This window comes from Aliifodinibius sp. S!AR15-10 (genome assembly GCF_031569985.1).
In the GTDB taxonomy this organism is placed as follows: Bacteria; Bacteroidota; Rhodothermia; order Balneolales; family Balneolaceae; genus JAMQKA01.
Genome location: NZ_JAMQKA010000001.1, coordinates 54404 through 76401, shown reverse-complemented (window position 1 = coordinate 76401; position 21998 = coordinate 54404). Strand labels below are relative to the sequence as shown.

Genomic DNA, 21998 nt, shown 5'->3' with positions numbered 1-21998 from the left:
ACTATCACTTCTTAATGAACCAACCATGAACGCCCATCGCGGGCCAGCAGGGCGTCTGATTGCTGTGGACCCCAGGACCCCGCATCATAATTGGGGAAATCAGAGGCTTCATTGCTTTCCCAGAATTCAAGTACCGGCATAATGATTTTCCAGGCCGCCTCAACCTGGTCGGCCCGCATAAATAGTGTTGAATCGCCCAGCATCACATCCAGCAGCAGAGTTTCGTAAGCCTCAGGTGACTGGGAAGTAAATGACTGTTCGTAGTCAAAGTTCATTTCCACATGATCCAATAGTATTTTCAAGCCCGGTCGTTTGGCCTGCATGCCGATCTTGATCCCCATCTTCGGCTGTATGCTGATCACCAACAGGTTGGGCACTGTATTGGTGACATCACAGGGGAAAAGCTGGTGTGAAACGGGTTTAAATTCAATGGTGATGGACGAGTTTTTCTCTTTCAAGCTTTTGCCGGTACGCATGTAGAATGGTACATCCTTCCACCGCCAATTGTCGAGATGGATTTTCAATGCCGCAAAGGTGTCGGTGTTGGAGTGTGGATCCACGCCTTTTGCCTCCCGGTATCCACTCATCTCTGTTCCCTTGATCCAGCCCGACCGGTATTGGCCGCGCACCGTGTTGGCCTGTACTTTTTCAGTAGAGGTGTACGGCCGTACTGCGTTAAGCACATCAATTTTCCGATTCCGAATTTCATCCGCCCTGTAGGTTACCGGCGGTTCCATCGCAATCATACACAACAGCTGCATCAGGTGATTTTGGATCATATCGCGCAATGCTCCGGATTTGTCGTAATAGTTTCCCCGGTGTTCAACGCCCACCGTTTCGGAGACAGTAATCTGCACATTGTCGATATAATTTCGATTCCAGAGGGGTTCAAAGATGGCGTTTGCAAACCGAAACGCCAGGATATTCTGTACAGTCTCTTTCCCCAGGTAGTGGTCAATTCGGTAGATCTGGTTTTCCCGGAAACGTTTGTTGAGCTTGGTATTCAGCGCTTTTGCAGATTCATAATCCCTGCCAAACGGTTTTTCCACGACCAATCGGCTTTTTTCGGGATTGTCTGCAATGCCGGCCTGGCTGATATTTTTTGTAATCGGTTCAATAAACTGCGGGGCAACCGAAAGGTAAAAAATGCGGTTGGCGGTCACACCCCACTCTTTGTCGATCTCATCCAGCCTCTGGGCCAACCCGCCGTAGGCGTCCGGCTTGGTAAAATCGGCTTTATAATAGGTAATGTTTTGGGCCAGGTTTTTCCATTGGCCATTCTCGGTTGCTGTTCGTCTGGAAAACCTGTCAACGCCCTCCTTGAGCTTCTGCCTCAGATCCTCGTCCGATTTGTCATGGTAGCTAACCCCGATCATGGCAAACTGATCAGGCAGCCAGTCATCGAGCATCAGGTTGTAGAGGGCCGGCACCAGTTTTCGCTGGCTGAGGTCGCCGGCGGCCCCAAATATTACGAGTATGGTAGGACCGGGTTTTTTAACAGATTCAAACATAAAGTTCCTTGTTGGAATAGTGATATTACATGTTAAGCTTGAAGCAGGCTATTTCCAGTTGGTGTGGAACGTACCCTCCTTGTCCGTTCGCTCATACGTATGAGCGCCAAAATAATCTCTCTGTGCCTGGATGAGATTAACCGGAAGCCAGCCACTTTTGTACAGGTCAAAATAACTAACCGAGGCCATCATTGCCGGCAGGGGAATCTGCGCATCCAACCCTATTTTGATGCAATAGCGGGCATCTTTTTGATATTCAACAAGTTTGCCGGCCAGCCGATCATCCACCATGATATTGTTAATAGATGGATCTTCAGCGAATATTCTCCTGAATTCTTCCAGCATATCAGCCCGGATTATGCATCCCCCTCTCCAAATTTTCGCCACATCTGCCAGGTTGACGCCGTAATTATACGCTTCCGAGGCCGCTTTAATCATGGAAAAGCCTTGTGCAAAGGCAGTGATAAATGAGAAGTGCAACGCATGCTCTACCTTTTTTATAAGTTCTTCGTCCACCTGGACCGGTTCCGTTTCGTTTTTGAAAACAGCATCTGCTGCTATTCGTTCTTTCTTGTGGGCAGACATATCCCGGACCATCACAGCCATATCGATGGTGGGCGCCGGGACCTGCAGATCCATCGCATTTTGGGAGGTCCATTTGCCCGTTCCCTTCTGCCGTGCGCTGTCAAGGATGCGGTTAAGGATGAGGTCGCTTCCGTCTTCCTCCTTCTTTCCAAAAATGTCGGCTGTTATCTCCATCAGGAAAGAACTCAATTCGCCGGTTTCCCAGCTGTCATACACTGCTTTTAGATCGGTATCCGTGAGGCCAAAGCCGGACTTCATCAGATGGTATGATTCGGAAATAAGCTGCATCAGGGCATATTCAATCCCGTTATGCACCATTTTGACGTAGTTCCCGGCACTTTTTTTCCCGATGAAAGTCACACACGGTTCACTATCCACTTTTGCTGCAGCAGCCTCAAGGATGGGCCCGACCATGTCATACGCTTTCGCGGAACCGCCGGGCATCATACTGGGGCCGTGACGCGCACCTTCTTCGCCCCCGGAAATGCCCACTCCCATATACTGGATGCCTTTCTCTGTCAGCATCTGGTATCTACGGTCGGTATCCGGGAAATAGGAGTTTCCACCGTCCATGAGCAGATCCCCCTCATCCAAATGAGGAAGCAGTTCCTCTATCACTGCATCGACGGCAGCCCCGGCCGGTACCAGCATCATGATTTTACGGGGCGACTCCAGTGACGACAAAAACTCGTTTGCCGATGTTGTAGCCTGCACACTGGATTGCCCGGTTTCCACAAGAGGGGCAATTTTCTCGGGATCTTTATCAAGCCCGATAACACTGAACCCGTTGTCTGCAATATTCAACAGTAGGTTTTTACCCATTACACCCATTCCCACTATTCCAAAATCAACACTCTCGGTACTCATTTTTTCAGGTATTTATTTTCGATTTCCAATACTTTTTTTAGCCTGCGGTCGAAGCGTCCCTCCCCGTTGTACCGGGCCTCCAGGAAGGCTTCCACTATTTCCATTGCCAATGCGGTACCTACCACCCGTCCCCCGATGCACAGGATGTTCATGTCATCGTGTTCCACGCCCTGGTGGGCGGAATACGTTTCGGTGATCAACGCTGCCCTAACCCCGGGGAGCTTATTGGCAACGATGGCTGCCCCAACGCCACTTCCACAAACCGCAATTCCCCTGTCAATACGTCCCTGGGACATTGCCAAAGCCAGAGGAAAAATTCTGTCGGGGTAGTCATCATTCCCTTCAAATGATTCGGCGCCAAAGTCAAGCAATTCAAACCGTGATGATTCGAGAGTTGCTTTGAGTTTCTCTTTTAGCCCAAATCCTCCGTGGTCCGCTGCCAGCCCGATTCTTAACATCATAATTGGATGATTTGTATGAATGTTACACTCCAAAGTAATAAAAGGTTTTAAATAAACTATTTTCTCAGTATCAATTTTTCCCTGGCCTTTGAAACGGGATATTTTAAATTTAGTGCTATGGCAACTCAAAGTGCATCAATATTTACGCAAAATAGTAGAGACAGGCTTTCGGGCTTTTTAGTCGTTATCTCGCCGTCTAAAGAGGTAGAAGGGTATACAAATGATATGAAGAAGGAGTTCTACGAACAATACGGACCTTACCACGGCAGGTATTCCAAGCCACATATTACGGTCTGTAATTTTCCCTTGTTAGAAGAGCGCCAGGATAAGGTTTTCTCAACCCTGCAGCAGGGATTCTCGGAGATAGACCCTTTTTTGTTGAAGCTAAATGGATTTGGCAGCTTTGAGAACAGCAATGTTATTTACCTCAATGTTGAAGATTCCAGCAAATTACGCTCCTTAAAACAGGCATTTTACCATATGAGTAGAAAACTCTGGTTGGTCAAGAATTTCAACTTGGTTGATACCTCACATCTCACTATTGCCAGAAAACTTCCTCCCGATATTTTTGAGTTGGCCAAGTCGGCGTATCTGTCGAGATGTTATAGAAATTACTTTACCGTCGACTCTTTGAAAGTGCTTCGTTATGACATGGAGAAAGAGAGATATTTTGATTTTGGAGAGTTGAAGCTGGGCGGCTGATTTTTTAAACCTATCCCCGACTCGGCATTACAACTCAGTTTGGTCAAAAGATCCGTAAACAGCATCGCGGAAATCTTTGTGCAGTCGGCCGTCAAAAGGGAATTTCTGAACAAAGAAAACGGCGGTGAGTTCGTTCTTGGGGTCTACCCAGAACAATGTGCTGGCTGCTCCGTCCCAGAAAAATTCGCCAACCACGCCATTGTTTTCCTCAGCTGATGCGGGTGGTCGCAGACGCACGGCAAAGTCAATCCCGAATCCTACCTGCCCTTTGCTGGGCAGCCATCGTCGTTCCGTCACATCCTCGGAGAGATGGTTCGTCGCCATTAGCTTCACAGTTTCAGGTTTCAGAATTTGTTCGCCGTTTAGCTCTCCTTCGTGTACGAGCATCTGCGCAAATGTCATGTAGTCATCGAGGGTGGAGGTGTATCCCCAGCCACCGGGGGTAAGCGGCCACCGGTTGGTATTAAAGGCTTTGGCCTGTTCATCCGGTACACGGGCAAGTGAGTCTCCTTCTGTAGAACGGTATGTGGCGGCCAGCCGTTCGCGGTCACCCTCCGGCACAAAGTACCGGGTCTCATTCATGCCCAGTGGATCCAAGATATGCTCTCGTACATACTCATCAAACGGCTGCCCGGAAAGTCGTTCCACCAGCACGGCCTGCACATCCACGGAAGGGCCGTAATACCACTCTTCGCCGGGATGAAATACCAGTGGAAGGCTGCCGAGTTTTTCAGCAAACTGGGTGAGGGTGTTTTCCCTGTTCATGGGCGCCGCTTGCTCCAGCAGCGGACCTACATATTCCTGGCCGGTGTCATTTGCAAAGCCGGAGGTGTGCCGCGTGAGGTCACGGATGGTCAGTGCTCGCCCAGGTTCAACAAGGATCGGATCCCCATTGTCCTCTAGTCCTTCAAAGACCTGTAGGTCAGAAAATTCCGGGAGATATTTGTCTACGGGTTCATCAAGCTGGAAAGCTCCTTCTTCATACAAGGTCATCAGTGCTACGCCGGTGATTGGCTTGGTCATTGAGAAAATCTGCACGATGGTATTCCGGTCCATGGGCACTTGATTTCCCCGGTCTGCATAACCGAAGGCGTTGAAATACACTTCTTCTCCATCTTCAAATATTAGGGCCGAGGTTCCCGCAACCGCCCCGGTTTCAACAAAGCTGTTCAGCGTCGAATCGATCCGTGCTGTGGCTTCGGCGCCAATGATGCTTTGAGATGTTGTTGATTCATTGGCGGTACAAGAAGTGAGAATAAGCATTATTGCCATTATCAATAGTGGGTAACGTCTCATATTTATACTCCCGGTTTGGCTGTGTTGAATTTGTTGGTATACAATCCGACTGTTTTTGACGATAAACAACTCAAACGGAAGGTGCTAATTTTTTTATAGAGCTACCTAACCTATTTAATAATTTGGATTTAAAAGAAAGGCCTGAAATTATCAGGCCTTTCCAAACAGGATATATTATTAATACTTTATTCTTCTAGTTTGGTGCTTAAATCATAACGATGGATTCGCAACACTTCGTTTATTGAAGAAATTGAAATTATACTGTCATCCAGCCACAGATCCCAGTTTTGCTTACCATGCTGTTCTTCATAACGATTACGAAAATCCCTTTGTTCATCAAATTCAGCTAATCCTTCTTCGAGATTTCCAACGATCGCAATTTGGTCAGGATTATCAAACCAGCGTGTGTAAACATTATAACTACCATCAAAATCCTTGCTTTTTTGATTCGTCTCATGCCACTCTTCCAGTGTTCTCATAAAGCGTGGAAACTCTCCCTGCTCTACCGAGAGAACCGTAACTATTGATTTCTCAGAGCTTTCCTCCAGGGGATTAGTCTCAAATCGGGGGAGTCTTCTCCAGAATTGTGTCTCAGCAATTTGGTCACACAGTGGAAGCACAACATCCAGCCAGTGTTTGTCATGGGCTTCGGTAGTCTCTCTGGCTTCCCATTCTGTCCAGGTAAGGGGCCCCATGTATGCACCATAATACCCCGCATATTGTCCTGTCACATTGAATGCGATAAAAACAGGAAAGTCTTTGTGGAACTTATTATTGTGCTCTATCAATGCATCTTCAAATGCAGAGACCTGATTAATTTTGGGCTTTACAAAATCCACCCTGAACATTTCGTTCTCTTGATCCTCTTCTTCCTGGGCCATTACGCTCGATCCCAAAAGTATCAAGATAAACCCCAGCAATATACTTGTAATTATCATGATAGTCTCCCTTTCTAAGTATAGTATTAACAGTGATATAAAGGAAATATAATTAAACTAACGTGATCTCGATATAAGGATCACAAAAATTATAGCTGTCATCGCGAGGAGGCGTCTGTGGCAGTAGCCGGCTCCATCTTGAAGTCGACGTGGCGATCTTCCCCTCCATTTTCTGTTCACCCGCCGAGATTGCCTCCCGAAAGGTTTCGGGATCCCAATGGTCACTTAATCCTCTTCGCAATGACAGGTTCTGTCTCGAACTGACGCTAAATATTTTTGCATTTCAGAGGAGGTGCTCAATTAATTGAGACGGTCGTCTCACAGGCACTAAGATAGTAGTCTCAAGGTCTACGAGACGATGGTCTCGGTAAGTATAAGACGATGGTCTCACTACATATGAGATAGTCGTCTTGGTAAGCACGAGAATCTATAAAAAGAAGATTTTCACCAAGACTTATTGAAAACCCCTCGTGAGGAGGTCCGGCTTAACCTGGGTTCGAGATATGGATATCGCGATGAGGCTTTGGTGTAGGTGTTTGGCTCAACGATGCGGTCGACGCGGCGATCTCCTCATCTGTTTTTTGTTTACGCATAGGAAATTGCCGCTGGATTTCGCTGAATTCCTCACAATGACAGATTTTATCTCGAACTGACGTTAAACTATTTAATTGTATAACCACAACTAAACATAATGCTGTAATAGGGAGGAAGTCATAGCCGTTTTGTTGAATTACCCCGTCAGTTTGAAAACTATAGGTAAACTATACTGAACGCGAACAGGCCTACCACGCTGCAGTCCTGGTTTAAACTTAGCCTGTTGGACGACCTGCAAGGCTTCTTCATCACAACCTCCCCCAATGCCACGGATTATATGGGGATTTTCAACTTCTCCACGTTCATTTACAATGAACTGGATAATTATGCGTCCTTCAATTCCCGCTTTTCGGGCCATTTCTGGATATTTGATCTTTTGCTGAAGTGATTGAATACCTCCAATCAATATTGGCATCTGTTCAACAACTACAAAAAAATCTTCTTCCTCTTCATTATTTTCTTCTCCTTCCTGATCGGGAGGAGGTGGAAGTGGAAGTTCGATAGCCTCATTGATATTTAATTCTGCATTGATACTGGGTATTTCATCTATTATCACTTCATCATTTGGTACTGCTACGGGTACTTGTGGACGTGGTGGAGCAGGAGGGCGTTCTTTCTGTTTGGTTTGTTCGATCTGTTCCATATTTACTGCCTCTTGTTGCTCTGTGAGTCTCAGGTTCTTCTCACCTCCACTTTTAATTGGCAGCTTCATTATTCCCAGAAAAACTAACAGACTAATCATTATCCCAATCTCCAGGAAAAGCGTATAATTTTTTTGAGGTCCATATTTTTTTTGAAAAGTCTCATAAGAACCTCCCTTCTAAAAGGAGTTAAAAGATATATTGATATCTCTTAATATTTAGAATGTTATGTTGGAAGGGATAATTTCCAATTTATGTAAGTAAAGGTCGTCAGTTGATGTAGGTATTTTCCCTAAAAAATATTCTCAAAATGGAGTTATCTTGCTCCAAGAGCAATTCCGGACGGTGAACAGAGTAATTTCACACTTTCTATTACAGCTATTTTAAAATGAGACTCTGCGTAACAAATTTTATAAGTATCTGTTGACAGCAATGAGGCGAGGTGGTACACTTATTATAATTCTTCCCTGTATTCAGTTGGTGAAAGCTCCATCAGTTTTTTGAAAAGTCTTGAAAAGTAAAATGGATCATTAAAACCCAGTTCATAGCTGATCTCTTTGATACTCATATTTGTAAAACTAAGATATTGGCATGCCTTCTGAATTTTCAAATGATTAAAGTAGTGGATAGGGGAGTATCCTGTTTCCTCTTTGAACAGGGAGTAAAGATAAGAACTGGAATAATTCAGGTGTTCTGCAAGCTCATCCACCGATATCGATCGGTCAAGGTTTTCTTTCATGTAGTTGATAGCGGTGTCAACAATATTCGTTTCATTACTTTGATGTCGTATCTCAGAGAAAAATTCATTATAAACAAATGAGGCGAGAAGTTGCCAGAGGCTTATGTTCACATACTCGACAATCTCCCGGCTGTATCCACTCTCCAGCAGGGAGATAATCCCGTTAAAATATTTAATACGCCGCTCTTCAAAAGGAATTTGTACAACCTGGGGCGCATTACCATTCGAGGAATCGGACTGCTTATATTTCTTATAAAATTGTGTTGCCGAACTGCCTGCAAAATGGATCCAGTAAATGCTCCAGGGATCATCCTCCCGGGCTCCATACTTGTGTGCAGTGTTGCGGGGAATAATGAAGTAGGAGTTTGGAACCAGTTCATAATGTTCCGTTCCCAGTTCAATCCATCCATGCCCTTCTAAGCAGTAAATAAGGATATACTCCTCCGATCCCTCTTCTCTTTTTCTGTAATGATGGTCGGCATATGGGTAGTAGCCGATATCAGTTACATACATTTTGTTGATAATGGGATTGTCCTGGATTGCATTTCTCACATTCTGAGGGAGTACCACCATCTTTTGTCCCAGGAATCCCTCACGTTTTCTTTCTTCGGGTATCATAGTATTGTCTATGCTTAACAAAATATTGTCCATTTACTAAAGCATGAATAGAATATACGTTGATAGTGCTGATTCACAAGTAATAGTTTTTTAAAGCTTTTTATTAGCCAAGCAAAAAACTATAAAAGTGTCTGGTAAGCAAATAAAGAATCAGTTGGATCTTTATTAACAACAGGGAGAATTAGATTTATCAGCCTGAAAACTTGGTTCAGCAGCAATATTTAAAGTGACGGGATTTTAACATAAAAAGGGATAGCCATGATAAGATATCTATACAAAATGTGGAAAGTTCTCGCCTTGGTACCTCTGTTTTTGTGGCAATTCAGTTCTGGTGCATTAGCCCAAGATACAATCACCGGTAGTGTTGTCGATGCTAACAGCGGTGAAAATTTACCAGGGGTGAATGTAGTCGTAAAAGGGACAACGATAGGAACTTCAACAAATAGTGAAGGAAATTATGAGCTCGATGTGCCTTCATTACAGGATACCCTGGCCTTTTCGTTTGTCGGTTATCAAACATTGGAAGTTCCCATTAATGGCCGCACGGAGATTAATATAGAGCTGGAATCCGAGGCTGTTGTTGGAGAAGAATTATTAGTTGTTGGGTATGGGACACAGCGCAAGAGTGACCTGACCGGTTCGGTGTCGTCGCTTGGAGGGGAATCTATTGAAAATGTCCCCGTAACCTCCGTTGACAATGCCATAAAAGGTCGTGTCGCCGGTGTTTATGTCAAGCAAACGAGTTCAGCTCCCGGCGGTGGTACATCGGTTCGAATTCGGGGGACCAACTCGTTGAATGCCGGGTCAGAACCCCTTTATGTAGTAGATGGATTTCCAATATATCCTGACAACAGCTCTGAGGGTACCGGCGGCGGGCGACCTCCGACAAACGTTTTGGCAACACTGAACCTCAGCAATATAGAATCGATTGAGGTCTTGAAGGACGCCTCGGCAACCGCAATTTATGGTTCGCGGGGAGCGAGCGGTGTTGTGATTATTACTACCAAAAAAGGGCAGGCCGGGGATACCCGCGTTACCTACAACGGGTCCCAGTCATTTCAAACCATTGCAAACAGTGTTGAGATGCTGCCGGCGGATGGATATGCTCGGTATCGCAATTTATTGGCGGAAAGCCAAGGTGGTGCTCCTCTTTATAGTCAACAGGAGATCGAAAATATGGGGGCTGGTACCGACTGGCTTGACCAAATATCACGAACAGGCCTGGTGGCCGATCACCAACTTTCGGTATCTGGTGGTAACGAAGATAATCGGTATGCCATTGTAACCAGTTTGCATAATAACAAGGGAATTGTAAGAGATACCCAGTTCAAGCGTTATGGTTTGCGCCTGAATCTGGATAACGACCTGTTCAAGGATATCGTGACGTTGAACAGCAGCTGGTCGTATACGCGCGGTGAATCGGAGAATGCGTTGACCAGCCAGGGACCGGGCGGCATTATTGTTTCAGCCCTGCAGCTCGATCCAACACCGGCAGTCAGAAATGAAAATGGAGCTTATAACTTCCCACTCTATGATGACCGGTTTCCGATTAACCCGGTAGCCGAACTCGAGGATGGAGTGGATCAGGACCGCTATAATCGGTTTTTTGGGAACTCTTCTCTCACCGTCGATATCCTCGAGGGGTTAAGCCTGACCTCAAGATTTGGTGCCAATATCGTATTCAATGAGCGTGATACCTTCTTTCCGCTAACAACGAATATCGGTATTGACCAGAATGTGGTCCTTTCAAAAGGCCAGCGGAGCATAAATAATATCCTGAATGAGAATACTCTTTCTTATACGAAGCAGCTGACGGAAGATCATTCGATAGATGCTGTTGTAGGATATACCTGGCAGGAAGAAGTTAACCGTTTTTCCGAAGTCGAGAACAGGAATTTCCCGGCTGATAACTTTAAAAGCGTGAACCTGCAAAACGGGATTAATCCCCAGATTCCGGTATCCAGCCGGCAGCAGTGGAACCTGCAATCGTTCCTGGCAAGGATTAATTACAATTTTAGTGATCGCTACCTGGCCACCTTTACGTTCCGTCGCGATGGTTCGTCCAAGTTCGGTGAAAACAATAAATGGGCCAATTTCCCATCGGTGGCGCTGGGTTGGCGTATCAACAATGAACCGTTTTTTGAGAACTCGGGCCTAGCTGATCTCTTCTCCAATTTTAAGGTCAGGGCCAGCTGGGGTGTTACAGGAAACTCTGAACTCCCGGTGTTCCAGTCCCTTTCAGGATTAACGACAGCAAACTATGTGTTTGGCGGTCAGTTGGCTAGTGGATTGGTTGAAAACCGGATCCCGAATCCCAATCTCCGGTGGGAGGAGACGACCATGCGTAATATTGCACTGGATCTGGGTTTCCTGAATGGACGTCTCGATCTGACGTTTGAGTACTTTGATAATATCACCGATGACCTGTTGCTCAACGTAAATATTCCCTCCAGTACGGGATTTGGAAGCATGCTCCAGAATACCGGTTCCATGGGGAATACAGGCTTTGAATTCTCAACAGATTACCTTGCCATCAGCAGAAGCGATTTAAGGTTGAACTTCTCTGGTAACATCTCAATTGTGGAAAATGAAATCACAGACCTGGGCGGAACCCAGCCATTCTTTACAGGTTGCGCGGGCTGTGGACACCTTGGAGTGTTTGGTAGCTGGGTTTCAGAAGGATTGCCAGTGGGAGTCTGGAGAGGTTTTGACTACGTCGGAATCTTCCAGAGTGAGGAAAAGATCCAGAATAACGCTTCCTTATCCAGTGACTTGCCCGGCTATCCGCAATACCGTGACGTAAACGGCGACGGCAGAATTACGCCGGAAGGGGATATGGTTATTATCGGCGATCCCAATCCCGACTTAACGTGGGGACTCAACTCCTCTCTGAACTTCAAACAGTTTGATTTAAGCATCTACGTTAGAGGAGTGCATGGGAACGAGGTACGTAACCTGCAACAGGCTGAGGCCGGTGATGGAATCCAAAAGATCAACCAGATCGGCAACATTTTGGAGGACTCCTGGCGTCCCGACAACACGGATGCAAGTCGGCCAATCATTGATGCCAAGCGGGAGTTTGCCAACTACTTCAGAGACTCGGACTTCTTTATTGAGGACGGCAGCTACCTGCGTGTCCAAAACGTGACGTTGGGTTATACCTTTCCTTCCAGTCTCACAGGTCAAAATGTACTTCAGAGAGCCCGAATTTATGTCAGTGCACAAAACCTGTTGACTCTTACCGATTACTCCGGTTTCGATCCCGAAGTGAGCAGCGGCGGGCAGAGTAACTTTATTCGCGGCGATGATTATGACTCATATCCGCGATCCCGTGTCTTTACGATTGGTTTGAATCTGAATTTCTAAAGACTCCCTTCGGTGTCAGAAAAATATTTAAATAGATAATGAAGAGGTAAAAATTATGAATTCTTTAGTGAATACACTTCGATTGAGTTTAGTGTTTACTGTCCTGCTGGCAGCTTCCCTTGTCGGCTGTGAAGAGGATTTGATTGAAAATCCCGACTTTATAAACCCCGACACGTTTTACCAGGATTCCGATGACCTGGTAAAAGGAGTGAATGGCGTGTATGATAACCTGGCAGAGGGCGGCCAGTGGTTCAACTTTTTCTACAACCGCTATGTTTTTGAGGAACTGGTCGGCTACCAGGTGGGCTGGGAAAAAGGTCCACTCGATTTTCAGACCGGGAATGTGAGTCCCACTGACGAATATATTTCTGCCTATTGGGATTTATCGTATGCAGCGATCAACAGGGCCAATGGTGTGATTGAGGCGGCCCAAAATATGGAAAATCCCAGTGATCCAGGTCTGCGAGATCGAATACTTGCGGAAGCCAAGTTTTTGCGTTCATTCTACTACTTCAATCTGATACGCTATTTCGATGACGTGCCTTTCACAACCGAGCGAACGACAGAATTAGAGTTTGCCTCGAATGAAGATGGCAAACGCAAGATTCTCGATATGATGTTCGAGGATCTTCAGTCAGCTGCAAACGTACTGCCCAGTGAATATACCGGGAGTGACCTTGGTCGGGCCACCAGATGGGCTGCTAAAGCGTTGTTGATGAAAGCCTACTTAATGGACGAGCAGTGGGACCAGGCCAGGTCAACAGCCGAAGACATCATGAGCAATAGTCCCCATTATCTTTTCGATGACTTTGCCTGGAATTTTGATACCGAGCATGAAAACATGGGCGAAAGAATCTTTGAAGCCCAGGTTTCAGCCTCGGTGGACAGCGATGAGTTTACCAATCATCACGCCCACTTTGTCCCGCCGGACCTACCCACCGACATGGGCGGTGTCGGCTGGCACTGGCTGGATGGCACAAAAGCTTTTCGCATGAAATATGACGAAAGTGATGAACGAATTCCGGGAACATTCATAGAGTCGTATCCCTCGACGCGGGTTGATGGAGCCACGGTGCGCTGGAGTGAGGATGCTGATTTTAACTTAAGTCGCTTTGGCGGAGTCGTCAGCAATGATGCCGATCCCAACAATCCGGATGACCTGATTTTCGGCAGCGGATTTGTTGCCAAATGGGTGGAAGTTGGAATTAGCAGCGAAAACAACACCGAAAAAAATGTGCCCTATCTCCGATATGCGGATGTGTTGTTGGGTCATTCTGAAGCGGCCAACGAAAGTGGGAATGGAGATCCCTATTTGGGCATAAATATGGTGCGTGAGCGAGCCGGACTTCCAGAACTCTCCGGGCTAAGTCAAGAAGAGCTCAGGGACGCCATCGTAGACGAGTTCGTATTGGAGTTCGCATTCGAGCAGAAAACCTATCCTTTCCTGAAGCGAATGAGTTCGCACGGCGGGAATAAAAAAGACTATTTGGCCGAATATGTTAATGAGTTTATAAATACTTATGACGTCAACAGAACGCATGGTGAGCAAGATCATGTGCTTCCCTTGCCACTTGATGAGGTGCAAAGCAATCCCAATGTAGAACAGCACCCGTTCTGGCAATAGAACTAACTTTCAGGCAGGGCAGAAGATGTAACCTAGTGAAATAGTGGAATATCCCCTTCTAATGGTTCCACCTATTTTCATGATCCCTGAGCATATTCTTCTGTCCCTGCCTGTTCATTTTGTTGCTGTTTAAAAAGGTAATGGTTAAATAATCCATTCAGGCTTAAAAAAGCCTCTGTGTCATCCTGAACTTGTCTCAGGATCTGGTGAAGTTGTTAGACGTTGATTATTGACCAACCCCTAGTCAACGCTTCGATTCCCCGCGAGATCCTGGAACGGGGTCCGGGATGACACCAAGGCTTTGTTTGCTTTAACCAAATTAATTCTGACACCCTAAAGGTGTTAGGTTGTTCTGGTGAGAAAAGTGTTATTAGATCTATTTCTTTAAATGCGGAAAAATTACCTTCCCATTCTATTTCTACTGAGCAACCTATTATTGATAGGATGCCAGAAGTCTGACCCATCCACCTTCCTTTTTCAGCGTATCTCACCCGACCAGACCAATATTCATTTTTCCAACGACATTGAGGAAAACAGTTCGCTTAACATGTTTGAACTGTTCTACCTGTATAATGGCGGGGGTGTGGCCATTGGGGATATTAACAATGACTCGCTGCCCGACATATTTTTTTCTGGAAACATGGTTGCAGACCGTCTTTACCTGAATAAGGGGGATTTTGAATTCGAGGAGATAACGAAATCCGCCGGTTTGCAGGATGAGGGGTGGTCCACTGGCGTTAATTTTGTCGATATCAACAGTGATGGCAACCTGGACCTGTATGTCTGCAGGTCGGGAAAGGCACCACCCGAGCAACGGAAAAACCGGCTGTACATCAACAACGGGGATCTGACCTTTACCGAGAGTGCCGAAGATTTTGGTATTGCAGACGCGAGCTATTCTACGCAATCTGCTTTTTTTGATTATGACAAGGACGGAGACCTGGATCTATACCTGCTTAATCACTCCAATGAAGAGCTGCAGCCCAACCGAATTAAAGAACTCGTCACCGATGGGTCAGGTACCGGGAACGACCGGCTGTATCAAAGTAACGGGGACGGGACGTTCCGTGATGTTACCAAAGAGGCGGGCATTGTCTATCCGGGTATGGGGCTTGGCCTGGGCATCAGCGACCTGAATAACGATGGCTGGGAAGACATCTATGTGGCTAATGATTTCCTGGCCAATGATTACCTGTACATCAACAACAAGGATGGAACATTTAGAGAGGTTGGCTCCCAAGCCCTCAAACACCACAGCCTGTCGAGCATGGGGAGTGATTTGGCAGATATGAACAACGATGGCTGGATCGATATACTGGTTGTGGATATGCTTTCTCCCAGTTATGAGAAACGCAGGCGGATGTCTGACCCGATGAGCTACGCCTATTTTGAGCGGTCGATGGAAGCAGGCTATCATCCGCAATACCTGCGTAATATGCTGCAGGTTAATAACGGATCCACACGCGAAGGAGTTCTTTCCTTTAGTGAGATCGGTCAATATGCCGGAATTCAAGCGACCGGCTGGAGCTGGGCCCCGCTGGCCGCCGATTTTGACAATGACGGTTATCGTGATCTGTGGATAACAAATGGATATTTGCGAGCCGTTGTCGATGAGGATCTGATTCGGCAGCGCATCAACCTGGAGCGGAGGTACGGAAGGGAACGGGCTCGTAATGAGATCAGCAAAACCCTTCAAAATATTTATGACTACAAGCGAACAGATGCGATATATCGCAATAACGGGGATTTAACTTTTGAAGATAAAAGTGAGACCTGGAAACCAGGGAATCCGACTTATTCCAACGGGGCGGCCTACGCCGACCTGAACAACGACGGTACCTTGGATATAGTTGTGAATCATATAAATGAGAAGGCAGGTATCTATAGGAATAATTCTGATGGGAATAACTATCTAAGGATAAATTTAAAAGGGCCGGGTAAAAACAGTTACGGATTGGGAACGGAGCTCAAGCTCTACTGTGACGGTGTCGTTCAGTCTGTTAATCACAACGTCAGCCGAGGGTACCAGTCATCTATGGAGTATCCCATCCATTTCGGACTGGATGATTGCAAGAGCGTAGACTCCCTGCGTGTAGTCTGGCCGGACGGGCATTCTGGGAGACTGGGAAAAATCGCTGTTAACCAGCAGATAACCGTGGATTATAACGATGCAAGCTCAGCACCTGCTTCAACAACAAAATCACCGGATCCGCTGCTTGCAGATATAACAACTAAGCTGGGCCTGGATTACAAGCACAACGAAAAGTTTTATAACGATTTTGCCCGGCAACCGCTGCTTCCTCACAAGCACTCCCAGATGGGACCGGGACTTGCAACGGCCGATCTGAATAGCGATGGACTGGACGATTTCTATGTCGCCGGGGCGTACGATCAGAGTGGAACTGTTTTTATTCAGAATATAGATGGCTCGTTCAGTCAGAAGTTATTATCTGACGGGGAAGGCACCACCAGTGAAGAGATGGCACCGCTCTTTTTTGATGCCGATGCCGACGGGGACCAAGATCTTTATGTAACAAGTGGTAGCAATGAATTTTTTAAAGGATCAAAGTATTACCAAGATCGTCTCTACATGAATGACGGGCACGGTAACTTCACTCTTGCCAGGGATGCTTTGCCCGAAATGCGGACCAGCGGTTCAACTGTCATGGCAGCGGATTATGACCGGGATGGTGACCTGGACCTGTTTGTTGGTGGACGGCTTCAGCCACTTGGGAAAACGCAGTCAACCGGGTATCCACTCCCTCCCAGGAGCTACATATTGAGAAATAACGAGGGTGATTTTATGGACGTCACGGGAAAAGTTGCCAAGGAGCTGGAAAGCTTGGGCATGGTCACATCGGGACTCTGGACCGATTTCAATAACGATGGGTGGAAAGACCTGGTTTTGGTGGGAGAGTACATGGAGATCACGTTTCTAAAAAACAGGGAAGGAAAATTTGAGAATGTTACCGATCAAACCGGCCTTGGGCACACCACGGGCTGGTGGAACAGTATTGCCGGGGGCGACTTTGACCGTGATGGAGATATCGATTATGTGGCAGGTAACCTGGGACTGAATTCCAGGCTACAGGCCTCTGCTTCTCAACCGGTAACCGTGTATGCCAAAGACTTTGACAGAAATCGACGTCTTGATCCGATTATCACGTATTATCTGAACGGAACAGAATACCCTATATACAAAAGGGATCAACTCCTCGAGCAAATTCCCTCTTTGCGTTCCAGGTTTCCAACCTATAAAGAATATGCCCAGACGTCATTTGGAAACTTTATCTCAAAAGAGCAGCTTGAGGATACTTATGTACGAAAAGCGACCCGGTTCGAAAGCAGTTACATTGAAAACCTGGGGAATGGAAAATTTAGCATCAAGCCGTTGCCAGCCAGGGTCCAGTGGGCACCGGTGTATGGCCTGGAAGTCCGGGATATCAATGGGGACCATTTGCTGGATATTCTTGCCATCGGCAATTCATATGCACCGGAAGTCATTACCGGTCGACTGGATGCCTCGGTTGGAACTCTACTGGCAGGCGATGGAAATGGAGGTTTTAAACCGATCTCCCACCGGGAAAGCGGCTTTTTTGTCGATGGAGATGGGAAGGGATTGATTACCCTGCAATCAGAAAACGGAAAGCCGATATACATCGCTTCACAGAATAACGATTCTCTTAAAGTCTTTGAAGCAGTTAGTTCCACCCCGGGTACTGTTCTGGATCCACCCACGTCGGCATCACATTTGACCATTACCTACGGAGATGGAAGTACAGAAAAGAGAGAACTTTACTACGGTTTGGGGTATTTGTCGCAATCCACAAGGAAGATTATCCTCCCTAAAGACATGGAGAGGATGACTTTGTACAATTTCCAGGGAGAGCAAGAAAAGGCAACTAAATGAGCTCGGTTAAAGATTTACCAGAATCTACGTTACTTGTCAATAAAAGCTTTTGTTACTGTTCATTTTTTAAACGACGAAAAAATGAACCAAAAACGTCGCCGGCTGGTGAAATTTTTGTTGCGTTCCCTGTGCCGACGCTAAAACCATTTAACTCGATCCGCTGGAGAACGCGGATCTCAGACACAAATGGTTTCTTTACGCTCCAGCTACGGTCACTCGGTCAACAAAAATTTCGAAGGCCGGAAAGAGTAACAGCACAGAAATAAATGTTTTTTGGGTTTCCTTATCCCGAGTTGTCGTTAGACAGCAAACATATAAAGATTATCAATTGAATTTACAGAAGCTTGAGAATGAGCATATTAAGATAATCCTGAACCTGGAAATAGGCGGGAAGATGGTCAGCCTGTTTAGTAAAAAGACCGATACCGAATATTTGTTAGGGTCACATTCAGAGGATCCGCCCACTCCTGATTACGGGGATCCCTTTGATCTTCGATTTGCTTACGGTTTTGATGAGTGTTTCCCCACTATCAAAGCCTGCCAGTTGCAAACTGGAAATGGAAGTGTTGACCTGCCAGATCACGGTGAGCTTTGGAGTCGCTCTTGGAAATATCATCAAAAAGAAGATTCCATTGCGTTATCGATTGAAGGGAAGAAGCTTGATTATTCTCTGACAAAAGAGATAGCATTAAATGGTTCCAGTTTGAATATTACCTATTATCTCGAGAATAAATCTGATGCAACTCTCAAGTATTTGTGGTCCGCCCATCCACTCCTTTCCATAGAAGAAAATGACGAGATTCTGCTGGACAGCAGCGATAAGGTGGCATTCTACTGGTCTAACGTGGAATTTCAGGATAAAGTTGTAGATTGGCCACCTAAAATTGACAAGGCAGGCACCATGGATCTGTCCAAGGTTCAAGCTGTTGACGCAAATATTGCGATGAAGCTGTTTTCTGCTGAGTCGAGTGTCAGCAAGGCGGGTCTATACAGGCGAACTGCAGATGAATCACTTGTTTTCAGCTTTGATAACACAAAATTGCCATATCTTGGGATTTGGCTATGCTATGGCGGTTGGCCTGATAATAAGGAGGAACGAAGCTGTACGGTTGCGTTGGAACCGACAAATGCCCAAACGGATTCTTTATTAGAAGCGATAGAGAACGGGGAGGGATCAAAGTTAAAAAGTAACATGATTCATCAGTGGGAAATACAGTGTTCACTGGTCAGTGGAAGAGCAAAAATTTGACATTATTCAAGGCTGATATGATACGAGAATATATATTGTAGAAGAAAAGTCCATCTCAATGGTAGGATAATCTATTTATGATATGTTTATTATTTATAAGATTAAGGGATAGATGGGATTTATAGATAATTAAAGTGATTATGACATGTTAGGGATCTTTTCAGACAAAAAATACGGGATATACCTGTTATCCGGGATTGTACTACTTTTTTGTGGGGTGTATGTCTTATATCCGCACGAAGAACCGGCAGATTATAACAGGGATATTAAGCCGATTCTAAATAAAAACTGCATCACCTGCCACGGGGGGGTTAAGAAATCAGGTGGGTTTAGCATGCTGTTTCAAGAGGAAGCCTACAGTCCGAATGAGTCCGGGAAACGTGCCATAGTGCCCGGAAGTCCCGAAGAAAGTGAGATGATCCACCGCATTACTCACCCGGACCCCGACGAGCGAATGCCACCCGAGGGCGACCCGTTGCCGGAAGAGAAAATTGAACTGTTAACCCGGTGGATTGAGCAGGGCGCCAACTGGGGGAAGCACTGGGCATATCAAAAACCGCAGCCGGTAACGCCGCCTGAAGTAGACTCCGATTGGGTCGAAAATGACATTGATCGCTTCATACTCCGAAAGCTAGAGGAGCGTGAGCTGGAACCATCTTCACGAGCAGCTAAAGAGACCCTGTTGCGGAGAGTGACGCTGGATTTGACCGGGCTTCCCCCTACCCAGCAGGAACTCGAAGACTTTTTGGCAGATAATAGCCCGGATGCATATGAGAAGGTGGTGGATCGCCTGCTGGACTCCCCAGGATATGGAGAGCGATGGGCAGCCATGTGGATGGATCTGGCCCGCTATGCCGACTCCAAAGGGTATGAAAAGGATGGCCCCCGCAGCATCTGGCAGTACCGTGACTGGCTGATCAAAGCTTTTAATGAGGACAAGCCGTTTGGTGAGTTTACAATAGAGCAGCTTGCCGGGGACCTGTTGCCCGATCCCACGAACCAGCAGTTAATCGCTACCGCTTTCCATCGCAATACCATGAACAATGACGAGGGCGGCACGAATGACGAGGAATTTCGGGTGGCAGCCGTTATCGATCGGGTGAATACCACCTGGAACATATGGCAGGGAACCACGATGGAATGCGTGCAGTGCCATGCCCATCCCTATGACCCGATCAGGCATGAAGATTTTTTCAAATCGTACGCTTACTTCAACAACACGGCCGATGAGGATGTCCCCAGTGAGGCTCCGAACCTTAAGACATTTGAACGAGAAGAGGACCAGCAGAGCCTGGAAGAAATTAAAAAATGGGTTCACCAGACTGCCGATTCACAAGAATCAACTGAGAAAGCCCGGGATTTTGCCAACTTGGTTCGTCTTGCTGAACCGAAGATCCACGCCCATTCATTTGACCAGATTGAGAACGGAACTATTACCTCTACCAACAGTTACCTGGCCGTGGAGCACGGCGGTCATGCTCGCATCAAGGATGTAGACCTGACTGGGAAAGACCGCATGTTTATCAGTTACCGGACCGACGAAACCAGTGGCGTGGTTGAGATACGAAAAGGGGATCCTACAGGTGAGATGATCGGCCGCTGGGATATTGAGGACGATGCCGGGCCGCGTAGTTTTGATATTACTTCCATCCCCATAACACCCCAAGAGGGGCTGACCGACCTCTATTTTGTGTTCAAAGATCCCGGTAATGAAGGGTATGTGAATACGATTGAGTGGGTTCTCTTTCACCAGTCGCTGCCGGGCAAAGGTAAACCCGGCTATGAGGAGACACGCGAGAAATTTTATACGCTGCTAAATACCGATGAGGTCATTGAGACACCGGTTATGGTAGAACTGCAAGGCAACCACGAGCGCACAACACGGGTATTTGAGCGTGGCAACTGGCTTGTCCACGGGGATACCGTAAAGCCCGGCGTTCCCGACGTCTTAAACCCAATGCCGGAGGAATATCCTGAGAATCGCCTGGGCCTGGCCCGCTGGCTGGTGAGCGAAGATAATCCCCTGACGGCGCGGGTGACGGTGAACCGTCTCTGGGCTGAATTGTTTGGAACCGGAATCGTGGAAACCGTGTCTGACTTTGGATCACAGGGATACCTGCCGTCACACCCGGAGCTGCTCGACTGGCTGGCCCTGCAGTTTATGAGCCAGCATGAATGGAGCATCAAAAAACAGCTTAAGCAGATTGTGATGTCTGCCACTTACCGACAGGCCTCAAATGTTACTCCTGATCTCAGGGAGCTTGATCCCAACAATCGCCTGTTGGCCCGCGGCCCGCGTGTACGCCTGACAGCCGAACAGGTTCGTGACCAGGCGTTGGCAGTGGCTGGCCTGTTAAGTGATAAAATGTATGGTCCAAGCGTCATGCCACCGCAGCCGGACGGACTTTGGCAGGTCGTGTACAGCGGGCTGGAATGGAAAACAAGCGAAGGAGAAGATAAGTACCGGCGCGCCTTGTATACCTACTGGCGGCGAACCAATCCGTATCCTTCCATGATCGCTTTTGATGCCCCGAGCCGGGAGGTCTGTGTAGCACAGCGGGTCAATACCAATACTCCGCTGCAGGCACTGGTCACGTTGAACGACCCGGTATATGTGGAAGCTGCCCGGGGATTGGCGGAGCGAATACTTGAGAAAGCTCCCAAGAGTACCGAACAGCAGCTGAAGACCGGTTACCACCTGGCGATGTTTCAGGATATCGGAACGGGCAAACTGGAAGAGCTAAAGAACCTGTACCGCGACACCAAAGCCCATTTCGAGCAGAATCCCCAGGCTGCGGAGGAGTTGACGGGCAAAAAAGACCTGGAACTGGCAACCTTGACCATTGTGTCAAGCGCCATCATGAACCTGGATGAATTTATTACTAAATCATAAATGG

Annotated in this window: 13 protein-coding genes; 6 read left to right on the top strand and 7 right to left on the bottom strand. The window is 46.8% G+C overall.

Features of this window, described 5'->3' with window-relative positions; all coding sequences use genetic code 11:
• Positions 1-11 precede the first annotated feature (11 nt).
• From zwf to NC796_RS00270, 3 genes are read right to left on the bottom strand one after another with little or no spacing between them, the layout of a single operon-like run.
• Positions 12-1511: a glucose-6-phosphate dehydrogenase gene (gene zwf, locus NC796_RS00280; protein ID WP_310681141.1), complete on the bottom strand. Its 1500-nt coding sequence runs from the start codon at positions 1509-1511 to the stop codon at positions 12-14.
• Positions 1512-1559: 48 nt separating this feature from the next.
• The gene (gene gndA, locus NC796_RS00275) at positions 1560-2963 is read right to left on the bottom strand and encodes an NADP-dependent phosphogluconate dehydrogenase (RefSeq protein ID WP_310681140.1); all 1404 of its coding nucleotides are present in this window, start codon (positions 2961-2963) and stop codon (positions 1560-1562) included.
• Entirely contained in the window at positions 2960-3424 is a 465-nt protein-coding gene (locus NC796_RS00270) for an RpiB/LacA/LacB family sugar-phosphate isomerase (RefSeq protein ID WP_310681139.1), read from the bottom strand. Before NC796_RS00270 ends, gndA begins: the two co-directional genes overlap by 4 nt.
• A 117-nt stretch (positions 3425-3541) precedes the next feature.
• On the opposite strand from NC796_RS00270, the gene NC796_RS00265 reads away from it, so the two are divergent.
• Positions 3542-4126, top strand: coding sequence for a 2'-5' RNA ligase family protein (locus NC796_RS00265; RefSeq protein WP_310681138.1), 585 nt, complete (start codon positions 3542-3544; stop codon positions 4124-4126).
• A gap of 27 nt (positions 4127-4153) precedes the next feature.
• Here the strand turns inward: NC796_RS00265 and NC796_RS00260 are convergent, their stop codons facing one another.
• The 4 genes from NC796_RS00260 to NC796_RS00245 form a co-directional block, all read right to left on the bottom strand.
• A complete protein-coding gene (locus tag NC796_RS00260; protein ID WP_310681137.1) occupies positions 4154-5422 on the bottom strand; it encodes a serine hydrolase domain-containing protein in 1269 nt (422 codons plus the stop codon).
• A 185-nt stretch (positions 5423-5607) separates the two neighbouring features.
• Positions 5608-6360: a hypothetical protein gene (locus NC796_RS00255; RefSeq protein WP_310681136.1), complete on the bottom strand. Its 753-nt coding sequence runs from the start codon at positions 6358-6360 to the stop codon at positions 5608-5610.
• Positions 6361-7090: 730 nt separating this feature from the next.
• Complete coding sequence (locus NC796_RS00250; protein WP_310681135.1) at positions 7091-7696, bottom strand: energy transducer TonB; 606 nt, start codon at positions 7694-7696, stop codon at positions 7091-7093.
• 353 nt (positions 7697-8049) lie between these two features.
• The gene (locus tag NC796_RS00245) at positions 8050-8952 is read right to left on the bottom strand and encodes an AraC family transcriptional regulator (protein WP_310681134.1); all 903 of its coding nucleotides are present in this window, start codon (positions 8950-8952) and stop codon (positions 8050-8052) included.
• A gap of 258 nt (positions 8953-9210) precedes the next feature.
• On the opposite strand from NC796_RS00245, the gene NC796_RS00240 reads away from it, so the two are divergent.
• From NC796_RS00240 to NC796_RS00220, 5 genes are all read left to right on the top strand, one after another.
• Positions 9211-12318 (top strand): TonB-dependent receptor, encoded by a 3108-nt coding sequence (locus NC796_RS00240; RefSeq protein ID WP_310681133.1) that lies wholly within the window; start codon positions 9211-9213, stop codon positions 12316-12318.
• Between the two features lie 55 nt (positions 12319-12373).
• Positions 12374-13942 (top strand): RagB/SusD family nutrient uptake outer membrane protein, encoded by a 1569-nt coding sequence (locus tag NC796_RS00235; protein WP_310681132.1) that lies wholly within the window; start codon positions 12374-12376, stop codon positions 13940-13942.
• Positions 13943-14330: 388 nt separating this feature from the next.
• The gene (locus NC796_RS00230; RefSeq protein WP_310681131.1) at positions 14331-17852 is read left to right on the top strand and encodes a VCBS repeat-containing protein; all 3522 of its coding nucleotides are present in this window, start codon (positions 14331-14333) and stop codon (positions 17850-17852) included.
• 328 nt (positions 17853-18180) lie between these two features.
• A complete protein-coding gene (locus NC796_RS00225) occupies positions 18181-19101 on the top strand; it encodes a hypothetical protein (protein ID WP_310681130.1) in 921 nt (306 codons plus the stop codon).
• A gap of 145 nt (positions 19102-19246) precedes the next feature.
• Complete coding sequence (locus NC796_RS00220; RefSeq protein ID WP_310681129.1) at positions 19247-21994, top strand: DUF1553 domain-containing protein; 2748 nt, start codon at positions 19247-19249, stop codon at positions 21992-21994.
• Positions 21995-21998: the final 4 nt, after the last annotated feature.

Excerpts from the sequence above, each read along its gene's own strand:
- zwf (WP_310681141.1), bottom strand. The coding sequence starts at position 1,511 with ATGTTTGAATCTGTTAAAAAACCCGGTCCTACCATACTCGTAATATTT.
- gndA (WP_310681140.1), bottom strand. The coding sequence starts at position 2,963 with ATGAGTACCGAGAGTGTTGATTTTGGAATAGTGGGAATGGGTGTAATG.
- NC796_RS00270 (WP_310681139.1), bottom strand. The coding sequence starts at position 3,424 with ATGATGTTAAGAATCGGGCTGGCAGCGGACCACGGAGGATTTGGGCTA.
- NC796_RS00265 (WP_310681138.1), top strand. The coding sequence starts at position 3,542 with ATGGCAACTCAAAGTGCATCAATATTTACGCAAAATAGTAGAGACAGG.
- NC796_RS00260 (WP_310681137.1), bottom strand. The coding sequence starts at position 5,422 with ATGAGACGTTACCCACTATTGATAATGGCAATAATGCTTATTCTCACT.
- NC796_RS00255 (WP_310681136.1), bottom strand. The coding sequence starts at position 6,360 with ATGATAATTACAAGTATATTGCTGGGGTTTATCTTGATACTTTTGGGA.
- NC796_RS00250 (WP_310681135.1), bottom strand. The coding sequence starts at position 7,696 with ATGATTAGTCTGTTAGTTTTTCTGGGAATAATGAAGCTGCCAATTAAA.
- NC796_RS00245 (WP_310681134.1), bottom strand. The coding sequence starts at position 8,952 with ATGATACCCGAAGAAAGAAAACGTGAGGGATTCCTGGGACAAAAGATG.
- NC796_RS00240 (WP_310681133.1), top strand. The coding sequence starts at position 9,211 with ATGATAAGATATCTATACAAAATGTGGAAAGTTCTCGCCTTGGTACCT.
- NC796_RS00235 (WP_310681132.1), top strand. The coding sequence starts at position 12,374 with ATGAATTCTTTAGTGAATACACTTCGATTGAGTTTAGTGTTTACTGTC.
- NC796_RS00230 (WP_310681131.1), top strand. The coding sequence starts at position 14,331 with ATGCGGAAAAATTACCTTCCCATTCTATTTCTACTGAGCAACCTATTA.
- NC796_RS00220 (WP_310681129.1), top strand. The coding sequence starts at position 19,247 with ATGTTAGGGATCTTTTCAGACAAAAAATACGGGATATACCTGTTATCC.